This is a genomic window from Aliivibrio thorii (genome assembly GCF_057368585.1).
In genome coordinates, this window is sequence record NZ_CM170655.1 from 474,787 (window position 1) to 492,336 (window position 17,550).

A 17,550-nucleotide genomic window follows, 5' to 3' on the forward strand; every position below is an offset into this window, starting at 1 on the left:
TTTTTATCTATGCTTAAGTCTACCGAGTTAAAATACGCTTATTTAGCAATATTAACCTGTAGCATTTTAACTTGGTGGTCTAAATACTCGTCATAAGTACCTTGGAAACTCACTAGTTTTTTCTCATTAATATCAATAATATGAGTTGCTAGTGATGATACGAACTCACGGTCGTGACTTACGAAAATTAAAGTACCTGTGTAGACTTTTAATGCTTCGTTAAGTGCTTCAATCGCTTCCATATCCATGTGGTTGGTTGGTTCATCCATAACAAGTACGTTGATATCTTGCATCATTAACTTGCCAAACAATAGACGGTTTTTCTCACCACCTGAGCAGCTTTTCGCTTTTTTATTTGCGTCGTCAGCAGTAAACAGTAAACGCCCCAAAATACCACGAACCATCAAGTCATCGTGTTTAACGGTACGCCACTGAGAAATCCAATCAAAGATGCTTAAATCGTTGTCAAAATCAGCCGTGCTGTCTTGTGGGCAGTAACCAAAAGACGCATTTTCAGACCATTTAACAATACCTTCGTTTTGTTGTAAGTCTTGAACTAAGCAACGTAGGAAAGTTGTTTTACCTACACCATTCTCACCAATAACAGCTAAGCGAGTGCCCGCTTCTAGTAATAAATTACCGCCTTCAAACAGAACTTCACCATCAAAGCCGTGGCCTAGGTTTTCAAGCTCTAGTGCTTGACGGTGCAGTTTTTTACCTTCACCAAAGTTAATTGATGGGCTCATACGGCTTGATGATTTCACTTCATCTAGCGTGATTTTGTCCATTTTCTTTGCACGAGAACTTGCTTGTTTCGCTTTCGATGCGTTAGCACCAAAACGGTTTACGAAGTCTTGTAATTCACTGATCTCTGCTTCTTTTTTCGCGTTACCCGCTAATAGTTGTTCACGGATCAAGCTTGATGCTTCTAAGAAGTACTCGTAGTTACCTGGGTAAATACGTAATTCACCGTAGTCGATATCAGCCATGTGCGTACATACAGAGTTTAAGAAGTGTCTGTCGTGCGAGATAATGATCATGGTACATTTACGCTTGTTTAGCTCTTCTGCTAACCAGTTAATCGTATTAATGTCCAAGTTGTTGGTTGGTTCATCAAGTAGCAAAATATCTGGATTTGCAAACAGTGCTTGTGCTAGTAACACACGCAGTTTCCAACCAGGAGCAACTTGCTGCATTAAACCAAAATGAAGTGATTCATCAATACCAGCTTGAATTAGGATATCACCTGCACGGCTCTCTGCGCTGTAACCATCCATTTCGGCAAATTCGCTTTCAAGCTCAGCGACTTTCATGCCATCGTCTTCGCTCATTTCTGGCAATGAATAAATGCGATCACGCTCTTGTTTGATTTCCCAGAGTTTTTTATCACCCATGATAACAACATCAACTACGTTGTATTTTTCAAACGCAAATTGGTCTTGGCTCAATACGCCTAACTTCTGTCCTGGCGTCATTGATACGTTGCCTGAACTAGGAGTCAATGCACCACTTAGAATCTTCATGAACGTTGATTTTCCGCAACCGTTCGCACCGATCAAACCATAACGGTTACCGTTGCCAAATTTTGCTGAAATGTTTTCAAATAAAGGCTCTGCGCCAAATTGCATTGTGATGTTGTTTGATTGTATCAACGAAATAATTCCTAGGGTTTACTGACAAGTCATGATTTGGCTATAGAGAGCCACAAGATGAAGGACGAAAGTATGATGAATGAGAAAATCTAGGCGCGGATTATACAGAGATCTTGATCACAATGTCGAGGAATATGATGTTTTAATACACAATAAAAAAGCTCTGGAAAGATCGAGAGCTTTAATAATGAATAAGATAACTTAAATAGCTGATGAATCAGGCTTGATTAAAACTTATAACCAACAGTAAAAGAGAACTGATCAGCAAAAATATTATCTCCACTCTCTTTTAAGTTAATGAAATCTAATCTTAAATCAGTATAGAAATGGTGATTAAACGTAGCTCTTGTACCAATACCAACAAAGATAGTTGAGTCATTCCATTTCCAAGCATCTAGTCCAAAAGCACTAGCTTCTTCTTTAAACTTTGCAAAACCCAAGACACCATAAGGCTTTATTGACGCATTTTGCATATGAAAGGTATAACCAATATCGGTATCAAACTTAAAGGTTGACGTATCAATGTCAAAAGGGAAATCTGTGCCGCTGCCTTTATTTAAAGAAACGTTGATACCAATAATATCATTTATGTCATAACCATAAGCCAAAGTAAGACCACTGGTTGAATATTTTCCATCAAAAGCTATATCATCAATACTTGTGGAATTAAAGCCTAATCCAACTCGATGACCTTCTAAAACATTAGCATAAAGGGCTGTAGAAGATAAAAGTGAAGCTGCTAGAAGGGATTTTAGTGCTAGTTTCATAATTACTCTCATTTTAAATAATAATAATGATTTCATCCATGAATTCGTGTTCTTAGTCGTTGAGTAAATAGTATGAAATTGAAGATATTAAGGCTAAGCAGTTCTGATTATTTCATTTATAAGCATTACTTATCACAAAAAGCCCTAAATTAGATTTAGGGCTTAAACATTAGAAATACCACTTTAAGTTGGGATCCATTTATTGTCTTCTATTAACGCCAAACACCCCATTCTCCGGTTGTTCCTGGTTCTTCCCCTTTTGTCCACCATTGTGCTATCCATTCTCTATTATTATGACTAACTATATCTCCAGTATTATAAGTTGAAGCTGATTTCCATACGTTTGTTGGTTCAACTGGCGGCTCTACTGGTGGTGTTGTATCCGCTTTAATTAAAGAAAGTTGATAACTAAGATCTGCACTTGGTGCAAAAACTCGGTTTGCGTAAATATTATTGGTATCGTACATATAATGATTCATTTCTTGATGCCAAATACCAATAAACCATTCTTTATTTTTTAACTGATTAAATTGCCCTGCCAGTTCCGCTGACCATGTCGCCGTATTGTTCACAGTAATAGCTAAACTGATATCTGTTGTTTCTGCACCTGTCGCATCAAACGTTCTGAATCGAACCGTATCACCTGATTCTACTGGTCCAAACCCTTGGCTAATGTAATAACCTAAATCAGAATATGATGGTGGTGGGTCTACTGGATCTGTAGGTCCTGGAGGTGTAGTCCCCGTTCCGTCAAATGAAATATCGCTGCAGTTATAAAAACCTTCACCAGCGGCATCTTCACGCTGCCAGCGAGTATAAAGAACGGCCGAATCAGCTCTATCCGCAGGAAGAGTAATATTAATACGGTATTTCTTATCTTCGCCTACAGGCACATTGCCTGCAGTATCAATTAAATCTAAGTCACCCCATGTTAGTGGAACGGTTGGATCGTAATTAGAATTAGATAAATAAAATTGCCAGTAAGAAGGGTTGTGAGGTGCAGTGGCATTAAAGATAAGTTCAATCTGGTTATTCTCATCTAAGGTAACCGCCGTTTTTTGCCAATGAGAAGAACCTACGTTTAGACCTGCTTTTGCATTATCCCCTGCTGAACATAAGTTACCATCACGAACAATGGCTTGAACGTGTGCCATGTCTTTATAGTTTGGTACATTGGCAGCGACTTCATTACGTTGGACAAAAGGAAACGCACCTGATTCATCATACGCCGCCTGACATGCCTGATTTGGAATAGTATTATCCCAAAATCCTCCATCTAAATAACACGTATTTTGTCTTGCACTCGGGTACTCGACCCAGCCATGTGCCTGCGCTCCCATTGATGATAATGCACCAGCAAAGGCAATAGTGAGCGAACTGATTTTTATTTTATTTTTCATGATTTCATCCTTGTCTATAAACAATAAAAATGAGGCGATTAACGCCCCACTTTCGTTTATAAAATTAGCAAGGATTGATGGATTGACGATAAAAACAGAGACAAATAAGCGCTTTATTTACACATTTGTTATCTGCTTTCCATCTAATAATGAGTTAAATGAAAACACATTATATTCTTTCGAGTCAGTTCATTATTTATGCTTTACCTCAACATTAAGTGCTATTTACTTCTTAGATGCTCTCTGCTGCTGTTTTCTCTCTTTCTTTTCCAGTTTACGTTGCTCAATCAACTTTGCAGCGTCACCACCAACGTGAGTTTCGCCTCTTTCATCCGCTAGTTGCACTTGTTTTTCACGCTCACGGAAACGAGACTTTTGCTCATCACTGTGCTGATCAATACATTTAGGGCAACTTACGCCTTTCTCAAATGCCTCTGATTGTTTATCTTCGTCTGTGATTGGCAAACGACACGCATTACATACATCGTAATGGCTTTTTTCTAATTGATGGTTAACAGCAACTCGGCCATCAAACACATAACAATCGCCTTCCCATAAGCTGTTTTCTTCTGGCACTTCTTCAAGATACTTTAGAATCCCACCTTCAAGATGGTACACCTCATCAAATCCTTGTTCTTTCATATAGGCGGTCGATTTTTCACAACGAATACCACCGGTACAAAACATCGCTACTTTTTTATGTTTTTCAGGATCTAAATTATCAGCAACGTATTGAGGAAAATCGCGGAATGTTTCTGTATTTGGATTAACTGCATTTTTAAACGTACCTATGTCCACTTCATAATCGTTACGAGTATCAACCAATAGTACTTCTGGACCAGAAATAAGGGCGTTCCAATCAGCAGGTTTAACATACGTACCCACCACATGAAGAGGATCAATACCTTCTACGCCCATAGTAACGATTTCTTTTTTTAACTTTACTTTAGTACGGTTAAACGGCTGCACGTCATTAATTGATTCTTTGTAAACGACATCAGCTAATCGAGCGTCTTCTTTGAACCAAGCAAGTAACATATTAATCGCTTCACGAGAGCCTGCAACCGTACCATTAATGCCTTCACTTGCTAGCAGCAATGTACCGCGAATATTATTATCTTCTAAGATTTGAGTTAATGGTTGACGAATGTCGGTGTAATTTTCTAATGAAACAAATTTATATAACGCACAAACGATATATTGAGACATGGTTAACTTTCCTTTTTTTGCGAGGCTGGATCGTAAATCCAGAGCAATGAGTATTTGCCTTAGCGGCTTATAATAGTGCGGAGAGTATAACGGAGGCTTATTGATACAAATACCGACAGTTTTTGTGGTTTTTCTAACCATTTATATAAATATAATAGAAAACAATAATAATATTACCGGTGAAACCACTGGTATTTACAATGTAAACAGACATATCGAGTAGGGTGAGGCTTTTGCCTCATCCCTCTCACAGAACCGTACGTACGGACCTCGTATACGGCTCCTGCAATTTACTATTTCTTAATAAAAAGAAGCGAGTACACCTGTTTTAACTTCGTCTATTGAATACAAGCCTAGATTTTTGAACCACTGATTAGGCATCGCATAGCTTGCTAACGGACTCGCACTGTTTCGCCATGAGTCCATTTTTATGGACTTAAATGGCGGTTTGTACTTTAGTTGCTTAAGACGACGATGCAATCTGCACGGCTTCTTCCACAAACTCATTTGTACCGCTCGCAATCTCCGCCTTATCCAAGCCGCAAGGCTTTTCAGTGTGCCCGTAATATTGGCTATTTTGAAGTAGTTTACAAACCCTCTGAGCACTGGATTCAGTTGCTTTAGCACTCTCGCTAAATTCAATCCTCCATTACGCTTGGTGAGTTGTCTTACTTTCGCTTTTAATGTTTTGAGCTTCTTTTCTTGAATTGCCGTGTAATTTGTAAAAATTTCCACTCCCAAGAATTTAATACCTGTATCGCTATGTGCTATATGGGTTTTCCGCTCATTCACTTTAAGTTTTAGCGTTACTTCTAAAATATGGCTAGCTACTTTTAATGCATTCTCTGCACCCTTTTTCGAGGTGCAGAATATCAAAATGTCATCCGCGTATCGCACTATTCGATGCTTACGCCTCATCATTTCTTGATCGAATTCATCTAAGTAGATATTAGCAAGTAGTGGACTAATCACCCCACCTTGTGGACTGCCTATTACACTATTCTGCCAGTTTTCACCAACCATGACTCCACTTTTTAGAAATTGACGGAGCAAGCCTAAGATACTGCCATCCACGATGCGCTTTCGCACGAACTTGATTATCAGATCGTGGTCAAGCATGTCAAAGCATTTAGACAGATCCATATCAACAACATGCCGCTTATTATATTTACGTATAAAGAGTGTAGCTTTGCTGATGGCTTGATGACAGCTTCGCCCAACCCGATATCCATAACTGGATGGATGAAAGTTTGGGTCAAATATGGGAGTCATTATATTCGTTAAACATTGTTGAACAATTCGGTCTCGAACTGTGGGGATCCCCAATAACCTGATACCGCCATCGTCTTTGGCGATCTCAACTCGTTTTACGGGCCGCGCTTGATAGCGCTTTTCTTGTAGTTCAAGTAATAGTTTTCTGAGCTCTACTTCCAAATTTTGTGTGAAATCATCGATACGCTGCCCGTCAATACCAGCTGCGCCTCCATTCTTTCTCACTTGTTTGTATGCCACGTAAAGCGCTTGCAGTGATAGCATGCGCCCGTAAAGGCTATAGTGTACTCTCAAATTATTATCTCACATCACCTGCTGCTGACTTTATTTATGTTGGTTAGGTTTATTTCGTTGTCGCGTTAAGTTTTCTAGCAAGGCTACGCCCTTTTATTCGCAATATGCTTAACCGCCTCTATGCCTCTAGTAAAGAGAAACACTTACTCCCCGTGCCCAGTTCTATTCACAGCTTTAGTATCACCCTTAGCCATTAAAATAGAGACTTTACCTTATTTGGTAATTCGTGAACCCATCATAAATTACGTCACTTTAAGGTAATTTATAAATCACTTCCCCCCTTCGCAATCAATAAGTGCTTTTGGCTCAAATTGACTCTATCAGATATATTACTGATAGTCGGCTTGGTTTTGTCCTCCACACCATCACTGGCTTTCACAGGCCTAGCCTTACTCACTACTACGGGTTCATCTGCCACCTCACATCGGCATTAGATCTTGAGTTTCTTCTTGAATCTAAGCCACTTACTGACAATTAAGTTTAGATGCCAGGCTTCCCCAGTTATTGCACTGACTCCCTGTTAGATATGCCACCCTCAAGCACAGAATTGGTCTGACTAAGTATTGGGCTTCGCGCTATTTTGGACGCTTACCCACCAATCCCGCCGAAACAGGTTACGGTTAGTTGTGTACATCTAACTTCCTATGGCTTCCTTCAGACCTCACCGTTAGCCAGTGACGCCCTTGCCATTCAGATTGTCTTCCCCTTAGTCGGGGTGACTCTGCTATCTTGCAAGCAGACGGGTTTGCCAGCTTTGCTGGGCAAACAAAAAAAGCGCTGAATATAATACTCAGCGCTTTGATTGATTGTTACTTAATACAATAAATTACGAGTTAAATTCACTCACATCAATATCAAGTAATTTACCGATGCCTTCACCATAAGCAGGATCGGCTTTATAACAATGTCTTAGGTGACGAAGTTGAATTTCTTTTGGTACACCGTTTAAGTTACGCGCAGTGTTATCAAACAAGATCTCTTGTTTCTCAGCGGTCATTAGACGGAATAGATCGCCCGGTTGTGAGAAGTAATCTTCATCTTCACGGTGATCCCAATGTGCTGCTGCGCCATCTAAGTTTAGTGGTGGCTCAGAAAAATCTGGCTGCTCTGCCCATTGGCCTTCGTTGTTTGGTTCATAGCCTAATGTGCTACCAAAGTTGCCATCAACACGCATTGCACCATCACGGTGGTAACTATGAACAGGACAACGAGGTGCGTTCACTGGGATGTGTTGGTGGTTTACACCTAAGCGGTAACGTTGTGCATCACCATATGCAAATAAACGACCTTGCAGCATTTTATCAGGAGAGAAGCTGATACCCGGTACTACGTTTGCAGGGTTAAATGCAGATTGCTCTACTTCTGCGAAGAAGTTTTGTGGGTTACGGTTTAGCTCAAATTCACCCACTTCAATTAATGGGTAATCTTTATGTGGCCATACTTTGGTTAAATCGAATGGGTTGTAAGAAACCGTCGCCGCTTCTGCCTCTGGCATGATCTGAACTTTTAATGTCCATTTAGGGAAATCTTGATTATCAATACTTTCTAGCAAATCACGTTGATGACTTTCGCGATCATTACCAATTACTGCGCCCGCTTCTGCATCAGACAAGTTTTTAATGCCTTGTTGAGAGACAAAGTGGAATTTCACCCAATAACGCTCGTTATCACTATTGATAAAGCTAAACGTGTGGCTACCAAAACCATGCATATGGCGATAAGTTGCAGGAATACCACGATCACTCATCACGATAGTCACTTGGTGAAGTGCTTCAGGTAATGATGTCCAGAAATCCCAGTTGTTTTTCGCGCTTCGCATATTTGTGCGAGGGTCACGTTTAACTGCATGGTTTAAATCAGGGAATTTTAGAGGATCACGTAAGAAGAATACTGGCGTATTGTTGCCCACTAAATCCCAGTTACCTTCTTCTGTGTAGAATTTTAACGCAAAACCACGGATATCACGCTCTGCATCTGCTGCACCACGCTCACCAGCTACGGTAGTAAAACGTGCAAATAGCTCAGTTTGTTTACCAATTTCAGAGAACAATTTTGCTTTTGTGTACTTTGTGATGTCATGAGTAACCGTAAATGTACCGTAAGCACCAGACCCTTTTGCGTGCATACGACGCTCAGGGATAACTTCACGATCAAAATGCGCCAGTTTTTCTAAAAACCACACATCTTGCAATAATTGAGGACCACGTTTACCCGCAGTTTGAACATTTTGGTTATGTGCAACAGGACAACCCGCTGCTGTGGTTAGCTTTTTAGTCATGTTTATTAATCCTTTAGTACAATGGTTAAGCGATAAAATGTAAATAAAAACTGTTAAAAGTATTAAACGCAAAAATGACAGTTTTCAGTATTTAAACCAAAGGTTCCATCACGGCTAGATAAATGGTTTAAGCCAGATGATTCCCCCATTTTGTAACCTTCAATGAGCGTAGTCGATTTCATCGTAAGTCGTTTTACTGCAAAATTTTCTGGTGGTGCTATCACTCGAATCGTCGTTCCTTCAGGCGGATTACGAATAAATTCCAATGACTGATTATAGTTTTCAGCACGAACAAGCATGGCTTGCGCTATTTGCGGATAACGAGCTAATAATTTAGTCATTAACCAAGGCGATCGTGCTGGTTTCATCTCATAACTTAAAGGATGAGATAAGATCACGGTAATATCTCTCGCCCCTCGACGGTATGCTTCTTTTACTGGTATTGAATCAGCTACTCCACCATCGGTATAACAACCACCAGAAAAGCAAGGTGTTGATTTATAAGCGATAGGTAAAGCGGTTGTTGCTTCAAGAACATTATTTAAATTGCTTTCTTTTACTTGGTAATAATCGGCGTTACCACTGTCAATATTAGTTACTGCCGCATACATAGGAATAGAAGAAAATAAACGTTCAGAATCTAAGGGATGTCTTCTGTTCGACTCCTCAATTAACCATTTCACATCAACAAGATCACCACCGCGAGCAAATCGTGCTGGATTAAAAAAGCGTTTGTGGGTTGCAAGTTTCGTAATGACATCAAAGCTACGTTGAGGAGCATAAGAAAGATACCCTATTAGATTCGATGCTCCGGCAGAGACTCCAATGGCGAAATCATAAGGCATAAATTCTTTCTTCATAAAAGTGTCCAAAACACCGCTAGCAAAAATGCCACGCATTGCTCCGCCTTCTACGACTAATGCACTCTTCACCATACTCTCTCTTTAACCCCTAAAATACTGTGGGGATAGAATAAACACTTTAGAGAATAAGAGATAATCGCTTGTACTTATAGCTGTGATTTATAAAACCTATCAAAAGTTAGATTTACATCATGAACTTTATTTATCACCGCTAAACAAAAAGCCCCCGATTTAACCGCTGATAAGCTGGGGGTTCTTTACGATGTATTTACTTAAATAAGAAATAACGTCGATTTATTAATTAAAAAAACTACGGTATTTCTGATCACATGCCTGTTTAACTTTCAATGATGCTATTTTATTTTTAGAGCTTTGAAGGTTATCAAGTAAGCATTGATTATAATTGGCATCCTTTTCTTCTAGCATAAAATTGTCCATATAAAGTTTCTCACACGCATTGGTTAGCATAATTGAAACGCTAGGCTCTTCAGTCCCAGTAACATACTGAAAAATACAATCTTGATATGCCTCTTTATCTTCTTTCGCTTGAACACTATTTGCAATAAATAGGCAAAGTAACATTAGCTTGAACTTATTCATGGTAATAAACTGACTCATTGAGTAAAAAAGACACTTATATTTAAGTGTTAACTATACATAGAAGACTAACTGAAAAGGGCTACAAATAAAAATTTATAACCCCTTTTTATATAAAGCAATTTAAAAACAGCTAAAAACTATTTAATTAAACAGATACAAATACTCTCCATAACCTTCTTTCTCTAAATCTGCTTTAGCAACAAAGCGCATGGCTGCAGAGTTCATACAGTAACGTAGTCCTGTAGGTTTAGGTCCATCACTAAAAACATGCCCTAAATGGGAATCTGCAAATTTACTGCGGATCTCGGTACGTTTACTGAATAATGCAAAATCGTCTTCTTCAGTAATGTACGCTTTATTGATTGGTTTGGTAAAACTTGGCCAGCCTGTGCCTGATTTGTATTTATCGGTTGATGAGAATAATGGCTCACCACTAACGATATCAACGTAAATACCCTCGGCTTTATTATCCCAATATTCATTCTTAAATGGACGTTCTGTCCCTTCTTTTTGTGTTACGTAATATTGTTGTTCAGTCAGCATCTTCTTAATTTCTGATTCTGATGGTTTGGCATATGGCTTAACATTTTGAGCCATTTTTTGCTCATCAATGTACTGACGTAATGTTTTTGGGTTATCTTCTCTGTCTTCACCAAAAACCAAATCTAAGTATTTATCACGCCCAGATCCGTGACGATAGTATTTATAACGAATAGGATTACGTTTGTAATAATCTTGATGATAATCTTCTGCCGGCCAAAACTTTTTAAACTCAATTAACTCTGTAGCTAAAGGCTTTGGATAAACTTTCGCTGCATCAATCGCATTCATAAACTCTTGAGCAATTACTTGCTGACTTTCATTATGGAAAAAGATAGCAGGGCGATACTGTGGACCTCTATCAACAAATGAGCCTTGGTTATCTGTTGGGTCCATATGCCTAAATAGCTGATCAAGCACTTGCTCATAACTTACGATCTTTGGATCAAACGTCACTTGAATCACTTCAATATGACCTGACTTTCCAGAAGACACTTGTTTATACGTTGGATTGTCTAGCTCTCCTCCTGAATAACCAGAGACGACATCCACCACCCCATCTAATTTTTCTAAATCAGATTCCGTACACCAAAAACACCCCCCTGCTAATGTGGCAACTTCGTAATTTCCATTCATTGCTTTAGACATATTGTCATCCGCAGTTGAAAAGAAACTCATCATGGCAGCAAAAAATGAAGAGAACAGTAGAGCAACTGTTGTAATTTTTAATCGGGATCTCATATCAACCTCTTTATGGTTTCTTATTAATATAGTTATCAGAGTGATGTGCTTCGAAAAAGTTGCAATTTGTTATTAAATATTAATTCTGTGTTATAGCTTTTCGTTATTAAGATATAGCTCATAAATATGATAGTGCTGTCGGACGATTTATTGATTCAGTGCATCTTTCTAAGCAATTTCTTTGGTTAGAGTGGTTTTCTGTTCCCTTTCAATATAGAAGATAAATCATGACTCAAGTGAATCAAGAGCGTTTAATTAATCACTTTCTAGATATTGTTCAAATCGACAGTGAATCAAAAAATGAAAAAGCGATTGCAGAAGCACTTGCAGAGCAACTGGGTGAACTAGGCTTTACTGTCACTAAATTGCCAGTACCAGAGCACGTATCAAACGGCTTTAATATTTACGCAAGATTAGAAGGTGAGTTAGAGGGCAGCATTGTATTTAGCTCTCACATGGACACAGTAACTCCGGGTAATGGCATTGAACCTATTATTGAAGATGGTGTGATCCGCTCTAAAGGTAACACCGTTCTTGGCGGTGATGATAAATCAGGTATCTCTGCGGTAATGGAAGCGGTACGTGTTATTAAAGAAAATAACCACGCACACAAAACGATTGAGTTAGCGTTTACTGTCTATGAAGAAGGCGGCTTACACGGCTCTAAAAACTACGATATGAGCTACATTCAATCTAACCACGCGATTGTGCTAGATTCAGGCGGCCCTATCGGTACGATCATCACCTCTGCTCCTGGTCAACAAAACCTAAAAGTAACCATCACAGGTCGTCCTGCACACGCAGGTTTAGCGCCAGAAGAAGGCATTAATGCCCTAACGGTTGCCGCTGATGCAATCATGAACATGACACTTGCACGTATTGACGAAGAAACAACAGCCAACATTGGTGTGGTTCGTGGCGGCCAAGCGACAAACATCGTTATGCCTGAACTGTACATTGAAGGCGAAGCGCGTTCTCTTGATGATGCTAAGCTAGCTAAACAAGTTGAGCATATGGAATCAACATTTAAAACGGCGGCTGATAAACACGGCGCTGAAATCGAGATTATCTCAACGCGTGCTTATAATGCGTATAAAATTGCAGACGACAATGCACACGTAGCGAGCATTAAAGAAGCGTTTGAGAGCATTAACATTAGCCCATTCACTAAATCTACTGGTGGTGGCTCTGATGCAAACGTATTTAATGAAAAAGGCTTAACAACGGTTAACCTTTCTACGGGTATGTCTAAAGTACACACTACTGAAGAGTTTATTAAAGTATCAGATATGGTTGATATCACTCGTTTCTTAACGGCGTATTTAACTCGTTAATCTTAGCTATAAGACTAAAAAATCAAAACAGCCGCCCTATTATGAGCGGCTGTTTTTTAAACTAGTGATCAAAATTAAAAGCGTAATTAATATATAGTTAATTCAAGCTACCCTTATCATTTATTTTTCAATAAGATGAGATAAACATACCAAACCATACATTATTACTCTGCCTTAAAACAAAATATTACCTAATCGTAATACTAGAGACCGTATACCAATTATTTGTTTTGACCATCAATCGCAGACCTTTAACATCCACAAGAGCATTTCTCGAAACTTCTTGTATACCTATACATTTCCAAAAGCATCTTCAAGATTCCACTTACCCCAAGATCCAACAATCTAATATCGATACTGATAAGTAGTCACGCAAAAGTTATTGTGAATTTTTCGCCGTAATAATTTAATATGTTTTTGATATTAATACTGAGGTCTTCAAACGTTTTGAACGCTTCACATGGTAACCATTCATATTTTACTTTCTTCCACAATATCTCAATGATATTGAGCTCTGGAGAGTACGGTGGTAAATAGCAAACGAGCACATCATTCATCAACCACTCCTGTATTTTTTGTTTGAATTTTGCTGACCTATGAAAAGAGGCATTATCTAAGATAATAAAGCACGGTTTATCGTTTTGTCTTGCGTTGATGAAGTACTCAAATGCGTCAATTACTGTATCTGTCGTTACTTTTCCTACCGTCGTTTGATAAATCAATTTACCTTGTCGACTTAAGAAACCAAGGACATTGAGTCGTTTACTATGTGAATAAGCTGGTCTTAGCGATTGAACACCGATAGGCCCCCAACAATAAGGAAGATTAGATTTCTGACTAAAGCCTGACTCATCAAAATAAAAGAGTTCACATTTATCCGTACGTTCCATTTCAATCAATGAATTCAATATATTACTGAAATTATTGAATTTCACATCGTCACGTTTTAACTTTAATGAGTGTCGAGCTCTTTTGTAACTGTAATCACTTTTTTTATAAGGACTTTGTTCATTGCTTTCACGTTTGCCATGGTGTTTTTGCATTGCCACGCTTTAACGGCTGAGTCGTCAATCCAAAAAGTTACTGAGCCTCGTTTGCACAAGGCTTCATTATACTCATTCCAGTTCGTTATCTTCTTCTTCGATTTACCCATAACATCACTATGCTTCTGCTCCATGGGAGCAGATCGCAGGATTGAGGAAAGGTTCAACTTATTTAGTCAACAACGCCGATCTCAACTGGTGATATGCAACCTGCATTAGTCTCATTATTGGGTGATGATGCAAAAGGCCTTTCGGCCAATACGGTTTCACGCCTTAAATCCTCTTGGGAAGAGGAATATAAGCAATGGTCAACTCGCTCATTAGATAAACGTCGATATGTCTATATTTGGGCTGATGGTATTTACAGCAAAGTTAGAATGGACGATAAGCTATGCTTACTCGTCATTATGGGCGTTGATGATACGGGCCGTAAAGAGTTGCTTGCCGTTGTGGATGGCGTTAGAGAGTCAGAAATGAGTTGGACTGAGGTCTTAAATCAACTTCAATCTCAGGGGTTAACTTTACCGCCAAAATTAGCGATTGGTGATGGTGCACTCGGTTTCTGGAATGCGATAACAAAAGTATGGCCAACAACTCAGCATCAACGTTGTTGGGTTCATAAAACGGCGAATATCTTAAATAAAGTCCCTAAGTCATTACAACTAAAAATCAAATCACGATTACAAGATATTTGGATGGCAGAAGACAGGAAATCGGCTTATAAAGCGTATGACTTATTTGTAAAAGACTATTCAGCTAAATATAAAAAAGCCACTGAATGCTTAATAAAAGACAAAGAAGAAATGCTCGCCTTTTATGACTTTCCCGCAGAGCACTGGGTCCATATAAGGACAAGTAATCCAATAGAATCGACGTTTGCAACCGTTCGGTTGCGAACTCATAAAGTGAAAAGTTGTGGAAGTCGAACGACAACATTAATGATGGTCTTTAAACTGGCACAATCAGCTGAAAAAAGTTGGTATCGTTTAAAAGGTTTTAAGCTACTAGCGGATGTAATAACAGGCGTTAAATTTAAAGATGGTATAAGAGTAACCCAAGATCAAACAGAAGAAGTAAAAGAACTCATACACCAGATTTGACTATAGCTCCTATTCTTATCCCTATATGCTTAATCGCGTGTGATAACGATAACGATGAAAATGAAAACATTGAAAATTTGAAACCAACCTCGTACTCCGTTAGTTATAGCACCAATGGCGGACTACCAGATTTACCTCAAAGTACACATACTTATGTGTGAACTAATCTCGTTAGCAACACAATGAATATTTCCGTACCTATACAAAAAACGTTCATATAAAAACTTCCAATCAAATTTGATAAACATCGAATTTAACTTACCGTTTAATAGATAGAGTTAAATTTTCATTGATTGAAGTAATACAAACTTCAAAAATTAAATTTGTTTATATTGACAAAAATTTAAGCTCTAACGGATTAACGGTTATAAGACCGTTATTTCTTGTGACAAATCAATGCTGTTAAGAATACATCCAACAAGTCGTAAAATTGGGTAGCGTTGTCGCTTACTTAAACAGAAATGATATTGAGGATATGGCTCGATATTGTTGTTGCTCTCAACTTTGAAATTCCTGCCCGTCAAGTCTATGATAACGGGCTTTATTTATAGGTCCTATTTTGATTAAAAACATCCCCCATTTCATCTCAAAATTAAATAACTCTACCTTATCAATAAGTGATAAAAAAACACTTTTAGATTGCATCAATGCCTTTGCCACCACTACAAATAACGTTGATTCAATGAGTTTCTCATCGTGTATATCAAGACTTCAATCCCTAACAAAACCAAATGATTTCAAAGAATTAACCCCTAACATAGCTGGAATGTCTTTATTTTCAGATAATACAGACTTATTTTCGTCTTTATTATGGCTCTACAAGTCTGGTTATAAAACAATGATTTCGATTGAACCAGATAATGTTCAAAAAACGCTAAGTGTTACAAATGAAATGATGTTTGATTTTCAGTGGTATGGAAGTTTTCTCGATGATTGGCATGCACCTTCGGTAGAACACTTACTGGAATATTGTAAATTAGTGCAACAAAGAAAAAAATTTGGTTCTGTAGTTACGCATTGCTGGGGAGGAACAGGAAGAACAGCTTGTTTTTTGGCGGCGTATTGGCTTTATTCCAATCCCAACTTAACTGCTGAACATGCCTTTACGTTTCTACGAAAAAACTACAGTATTCATTCTATCGAGATGAAAGCTCAATATAATACATTAGCTAGATTTAGTGATTACTTATTGAGAGCCCCCTCTCTTGACGTTGAATCTCGAAGATTAAATCATGGTGGAGGTTCATTTAATCGTCAGCACAAAAATGATGGGATGCTGTTAGAACCAGGACATAAAGGCGGTTCTACGTATCATCCAATAAATATTAATAACGTTATGACATCAGCAGACGGTATTGCATTATCCACAGGCCCATACGTTAGTCAAAATCCTAATTTAAAACCCCAATCAACTCTTACTGGTATATCTATTAATTATCCAGAATGCTATAAAAAACATAAAAAAAGCAAATCATTATTTTCATGCTTCAAGGGCGTTGCTGACTAAATAAGTTGAACCTTTCCTCAATCCTGCGATCTGCTCCCATGGAGCAGAAGCATAGTGATGTTATGGGTAAATCGAAGAAGAAGATAACGAACTGGAATGAGTATAATGAAGCCTTGTGCAAACGAGGCTCAGTAACTTTTTGGATTGACGACTCAGCCGTTAAAGCGTGGCAATGCAAAAACACCATGGCAAACGTGAAAGCAATGAACAAAGTCCTAGGGCTAGGCATTCCTGTTAGAAACTAACGGGTAAGTTCCGTAGGATGGCTACGGAACTTACCTGATTTGGTCAACAACGCCTATTTAAACGATATTATCCAATTAACTAAATCTACAGATGGTAACTCTGATGCAAACGTATTTAATGAAAAAAGCTTAACAACAATTAACCTTTCTACGGGTATGTCTAAAGTTCATACCACTGAAGAGTTTATTAAAGTCTCTGAAATGGCATTCAATCTCAGTTAAACGTGAGAAATAGGCATAATTACCCTGTATACCCCCGACATCTCCCCACGGAAAAGTCCAATCTGCCTGCGGGCGTAATAAACTCAGATCCTAATAATATGTCACTGAGCCATAAATGAAGATGTGGTTCAACAAAGTCAGGGGTTATTATTTTATCTTCGAACTGTTCATCAATCGTAAAGCTTAGGTGCGATAGATACTTTACAATCAAGGTTTCTTTTTTCCCTAAATCAACAATTTTTCCCTCTTGAACCACCACAGAATTTGCACCTATTGGGCTATTGTCTGACATGGTAAGTAATTCATTTGAAGAATAGAGAATAATTGGACTTTGGCTAATGACAGAAGAAACTTTAAATAATCTATTCATAATTTTGTTCTCTCATATTAAGTTTCAATTTCAACTTGTGAGCCACTGCATACTTCAGCGTGATGCTCTAATAAAGCCATATTACTTATCAATCGACGTTCTAAATAATGCAC

13 protein-coding genes and 4 pseudogenes are annotated in these 17,550 nt (G+C 38.4%); 5 read left to right on the forward strand and 12 right to left on the reverse strand.

The window, feature by feature from the left end; all coding sequences use genetic code 11:
• Positions 1-38 precede the first annotated feature (38 nt).
• From AC2IP4_RS16355 to msrB, 9 genes are all read right to left on the reverse strand, one after another.
• Positions 39-1,652, reverse strand: a complete 1,614-nt coding sequence (locus AC2IP4_RS16355) for an ABC-F family ATPase (RefSeq protein ID WP_375320070.1) — start codon at positions 1,650-1,652, stop codon at positions 39-41.
• Positions 1,653-1,879: 227 nt separating this feature from the next.
• A complete protein-coding gene (locus tag AC2IP4_RS16360; protein WP_375320069.1) occupies positions 1,880-2,419 on the reverse strand; it encodes a porin family protein in 540 nt (179 codons plus the stop codon).
• A 212-nt stretch (positions 2,420-2,631) separates the two neighbouring features.
• On the reverse strand, positions 2,632-3,819 hold the full coding sequence (locus tag AC2IP4_RS16365; RefSeq protein ID WP_375320068.1) for a lytic polysaccharide monooxygenase: 1,188 nt from the start codon (positions 3,817-3,819) through the stop codon (positions 2,632-2,634).
• 225 nt (positions 3,820-4,044) lie between these two features.
• The gene (gene trhO / locus AC2IP4_RS16370) at positions 4,045-5,028 is read right to left on the reverse strand and encodes an oxygen-dependent tRNA uridine(34) hydroxylase TrhO (RefSeq protein WP_486311154.1); all 984 of its coding nucleotides are present in this window, start codon (positions 5,026-5,028) and stop codon (positions 4,045-4,047) included.
• 300 nt (positions 5,029-5,328) lie between these two features.
• Complete coding sequence (ltrA, locus tag AC2IP4_RS16375; protein ID WP_486311155.1) at positions 5,329-6,564, reverse strand: group II intron reverse transcriptase/maturase; 1,236 nt, start codon at positions 6,562-6,564, stop codon at positions 5,329-5,331.
• Positions 6,565-7,420: 856 nt separating this feature from the next.
• On the reverse strand, positions 7,421-8,872 hold the full coding sequence (katE2, locus tag AC2IP4_RS16380; protein WP_375320066.1) for a catalase KatE2: 1,452 nt from the start codon (positions 8,870-8,872) through the stop codon (positions 7,421-7,423).
• Between the two features lie 62 nt (positions 8,873-8,934).
• Entirely contained in the window at positions 8,935-9,807 is an 873-nt protein-coding gene (locus tag AC2IP4_RS16385) for a patatin-like phospholipase family protein (RefSeq protein ID WP_486307755.1), read from the reverse strand.
• Positions 9,808-10,032: 225 nt separating this feature from the next.
• A complete protein-coding gene (locus tag AC2IP4_RS16390) occupies positions 10,033-10,335 on the reverse strand; it encodes a VF_A0006 family four-cysteine protein (protein WP_375320064.1) in 303 nt (100 codons plus the stop codon).
• 141 nt (positions 10,336-10,476) lie between these two features.
• Entirely contained in the window at positions 10,477-11,616 is a 1,140-nt protein-coding gene (gene msrB / locus AC2IP4_RS16395; RefSeq protein WP_375320063.1) for a peptide-methionine (R)-S-oxide reductase MsrB, read from the reverse strand.
• 227 nt (positions 11,617-11,843) lie between these two features.
• Between msrB and AC2IP4_RS16400 the strand changes: the two genes are divergently transcribed.
• Positions 11,844-12,950, forward strand: coding sequence for a M20/M25/M40 family metallo-hydrolase (locus AC2IP4_RS16400; protein WP_375320062.1), 1,107 nt, complete (start codon positions 11,844-11,846; stop codon positions 12,948-12,950).
• 368 nt (positions 12,951-13,318) lie between these two features.
• On the opposite strand, the pseudogene AC2IP4_RS16405 reads toward AC2IP4_RS16400, so the two are convergent.
• Both AC2IP4_RS16405 and AC2IP4_RS16410 read right to left on the reverse strand, forming a co-directional pair.
• Positions 13,319-13,948 (reverse strand): annotated as a pseudogene (locus AC2IP4_RS16405) (IS630 family transposase); the annotation flags it as partial.
• A 21-nt stretch (positions 13,949-13,969) separates the two neighbouring features.
• Positions 13,970-14,103 (reverse strand): annotated as a pseudogene (locus AC2IP4_RS16410) (IS5/IS1182 family transposase); the annotation flags it as partial.
• 78 nt (positions 14,104-14,181) lie between these two features.
• Here AC2IP4_RS16410 and AC2IP4_RS16415 point away from each other — a divergent pair.
• The 4 genes and pseudogenes from AC2IP4_RS16415 to AC2IP4_RS16430 form a co-directional block, all read left to right on the forward strand.
• Positions 14,182-15,093: pseudogene (locus AC2IP4_RS16415) on the forward strand (IS256 family transposase); the annotation flags it as partial.
• A 559-nt stretch (positions 15,094-15,652) separates the two neighbouring features.
• Complete coding sequence (locus AC2IP4_RS16420) at positions 15,653-16,600, forward strand: phosphatase domain-containing putative toxin (RefSeq protein WP_375320061.1); 948 nt, start codon at positions 15,653-15,655, stop codon at positions 16,598-16,600.
• Between the two features lie 62 nt (positions 16,601-16,662).
• Positions 16,663-16,796, forward strand: a pseudogene (locus AC2IP4_RS16425) (IS5/IS1182 family transposase); the annotation flags it as partial.
• Positions 16,797-16,884: 88 nt separating this feature from the next.
• Positions 16,885-17,067 carry a hypothetical protein gene (locus AC2IP4_RS16430; protein ID WP_375320854.1) on the forward strand — a complete coding sequence of 61 codons (183 nt, stop codon included), beginning with the start codon at positions 16,885-16,887 and terminating at the stop codon, positions 17,065-17,067.
• A 19-nt stretch (positions 17,068-17,086) separates the two neighbouring features.
• On the opposite strand, the gene AC2IP4_RS16435 is transcribed toward AC2IP4_RS16430, so the two are convergent.
• Positions 17,087-17,437, reverse strand: a complete 351-nt coding sequence (locus AC2IP4_RS16435; RefSeq protein ID WP_375320060.1) for a hypothetical protein — start codon at positions 17,435-17,437, stop codon at positions 17,087-17,089.
• Positions 17,438-17,550 lie beyond the last annotated feature (113 nt).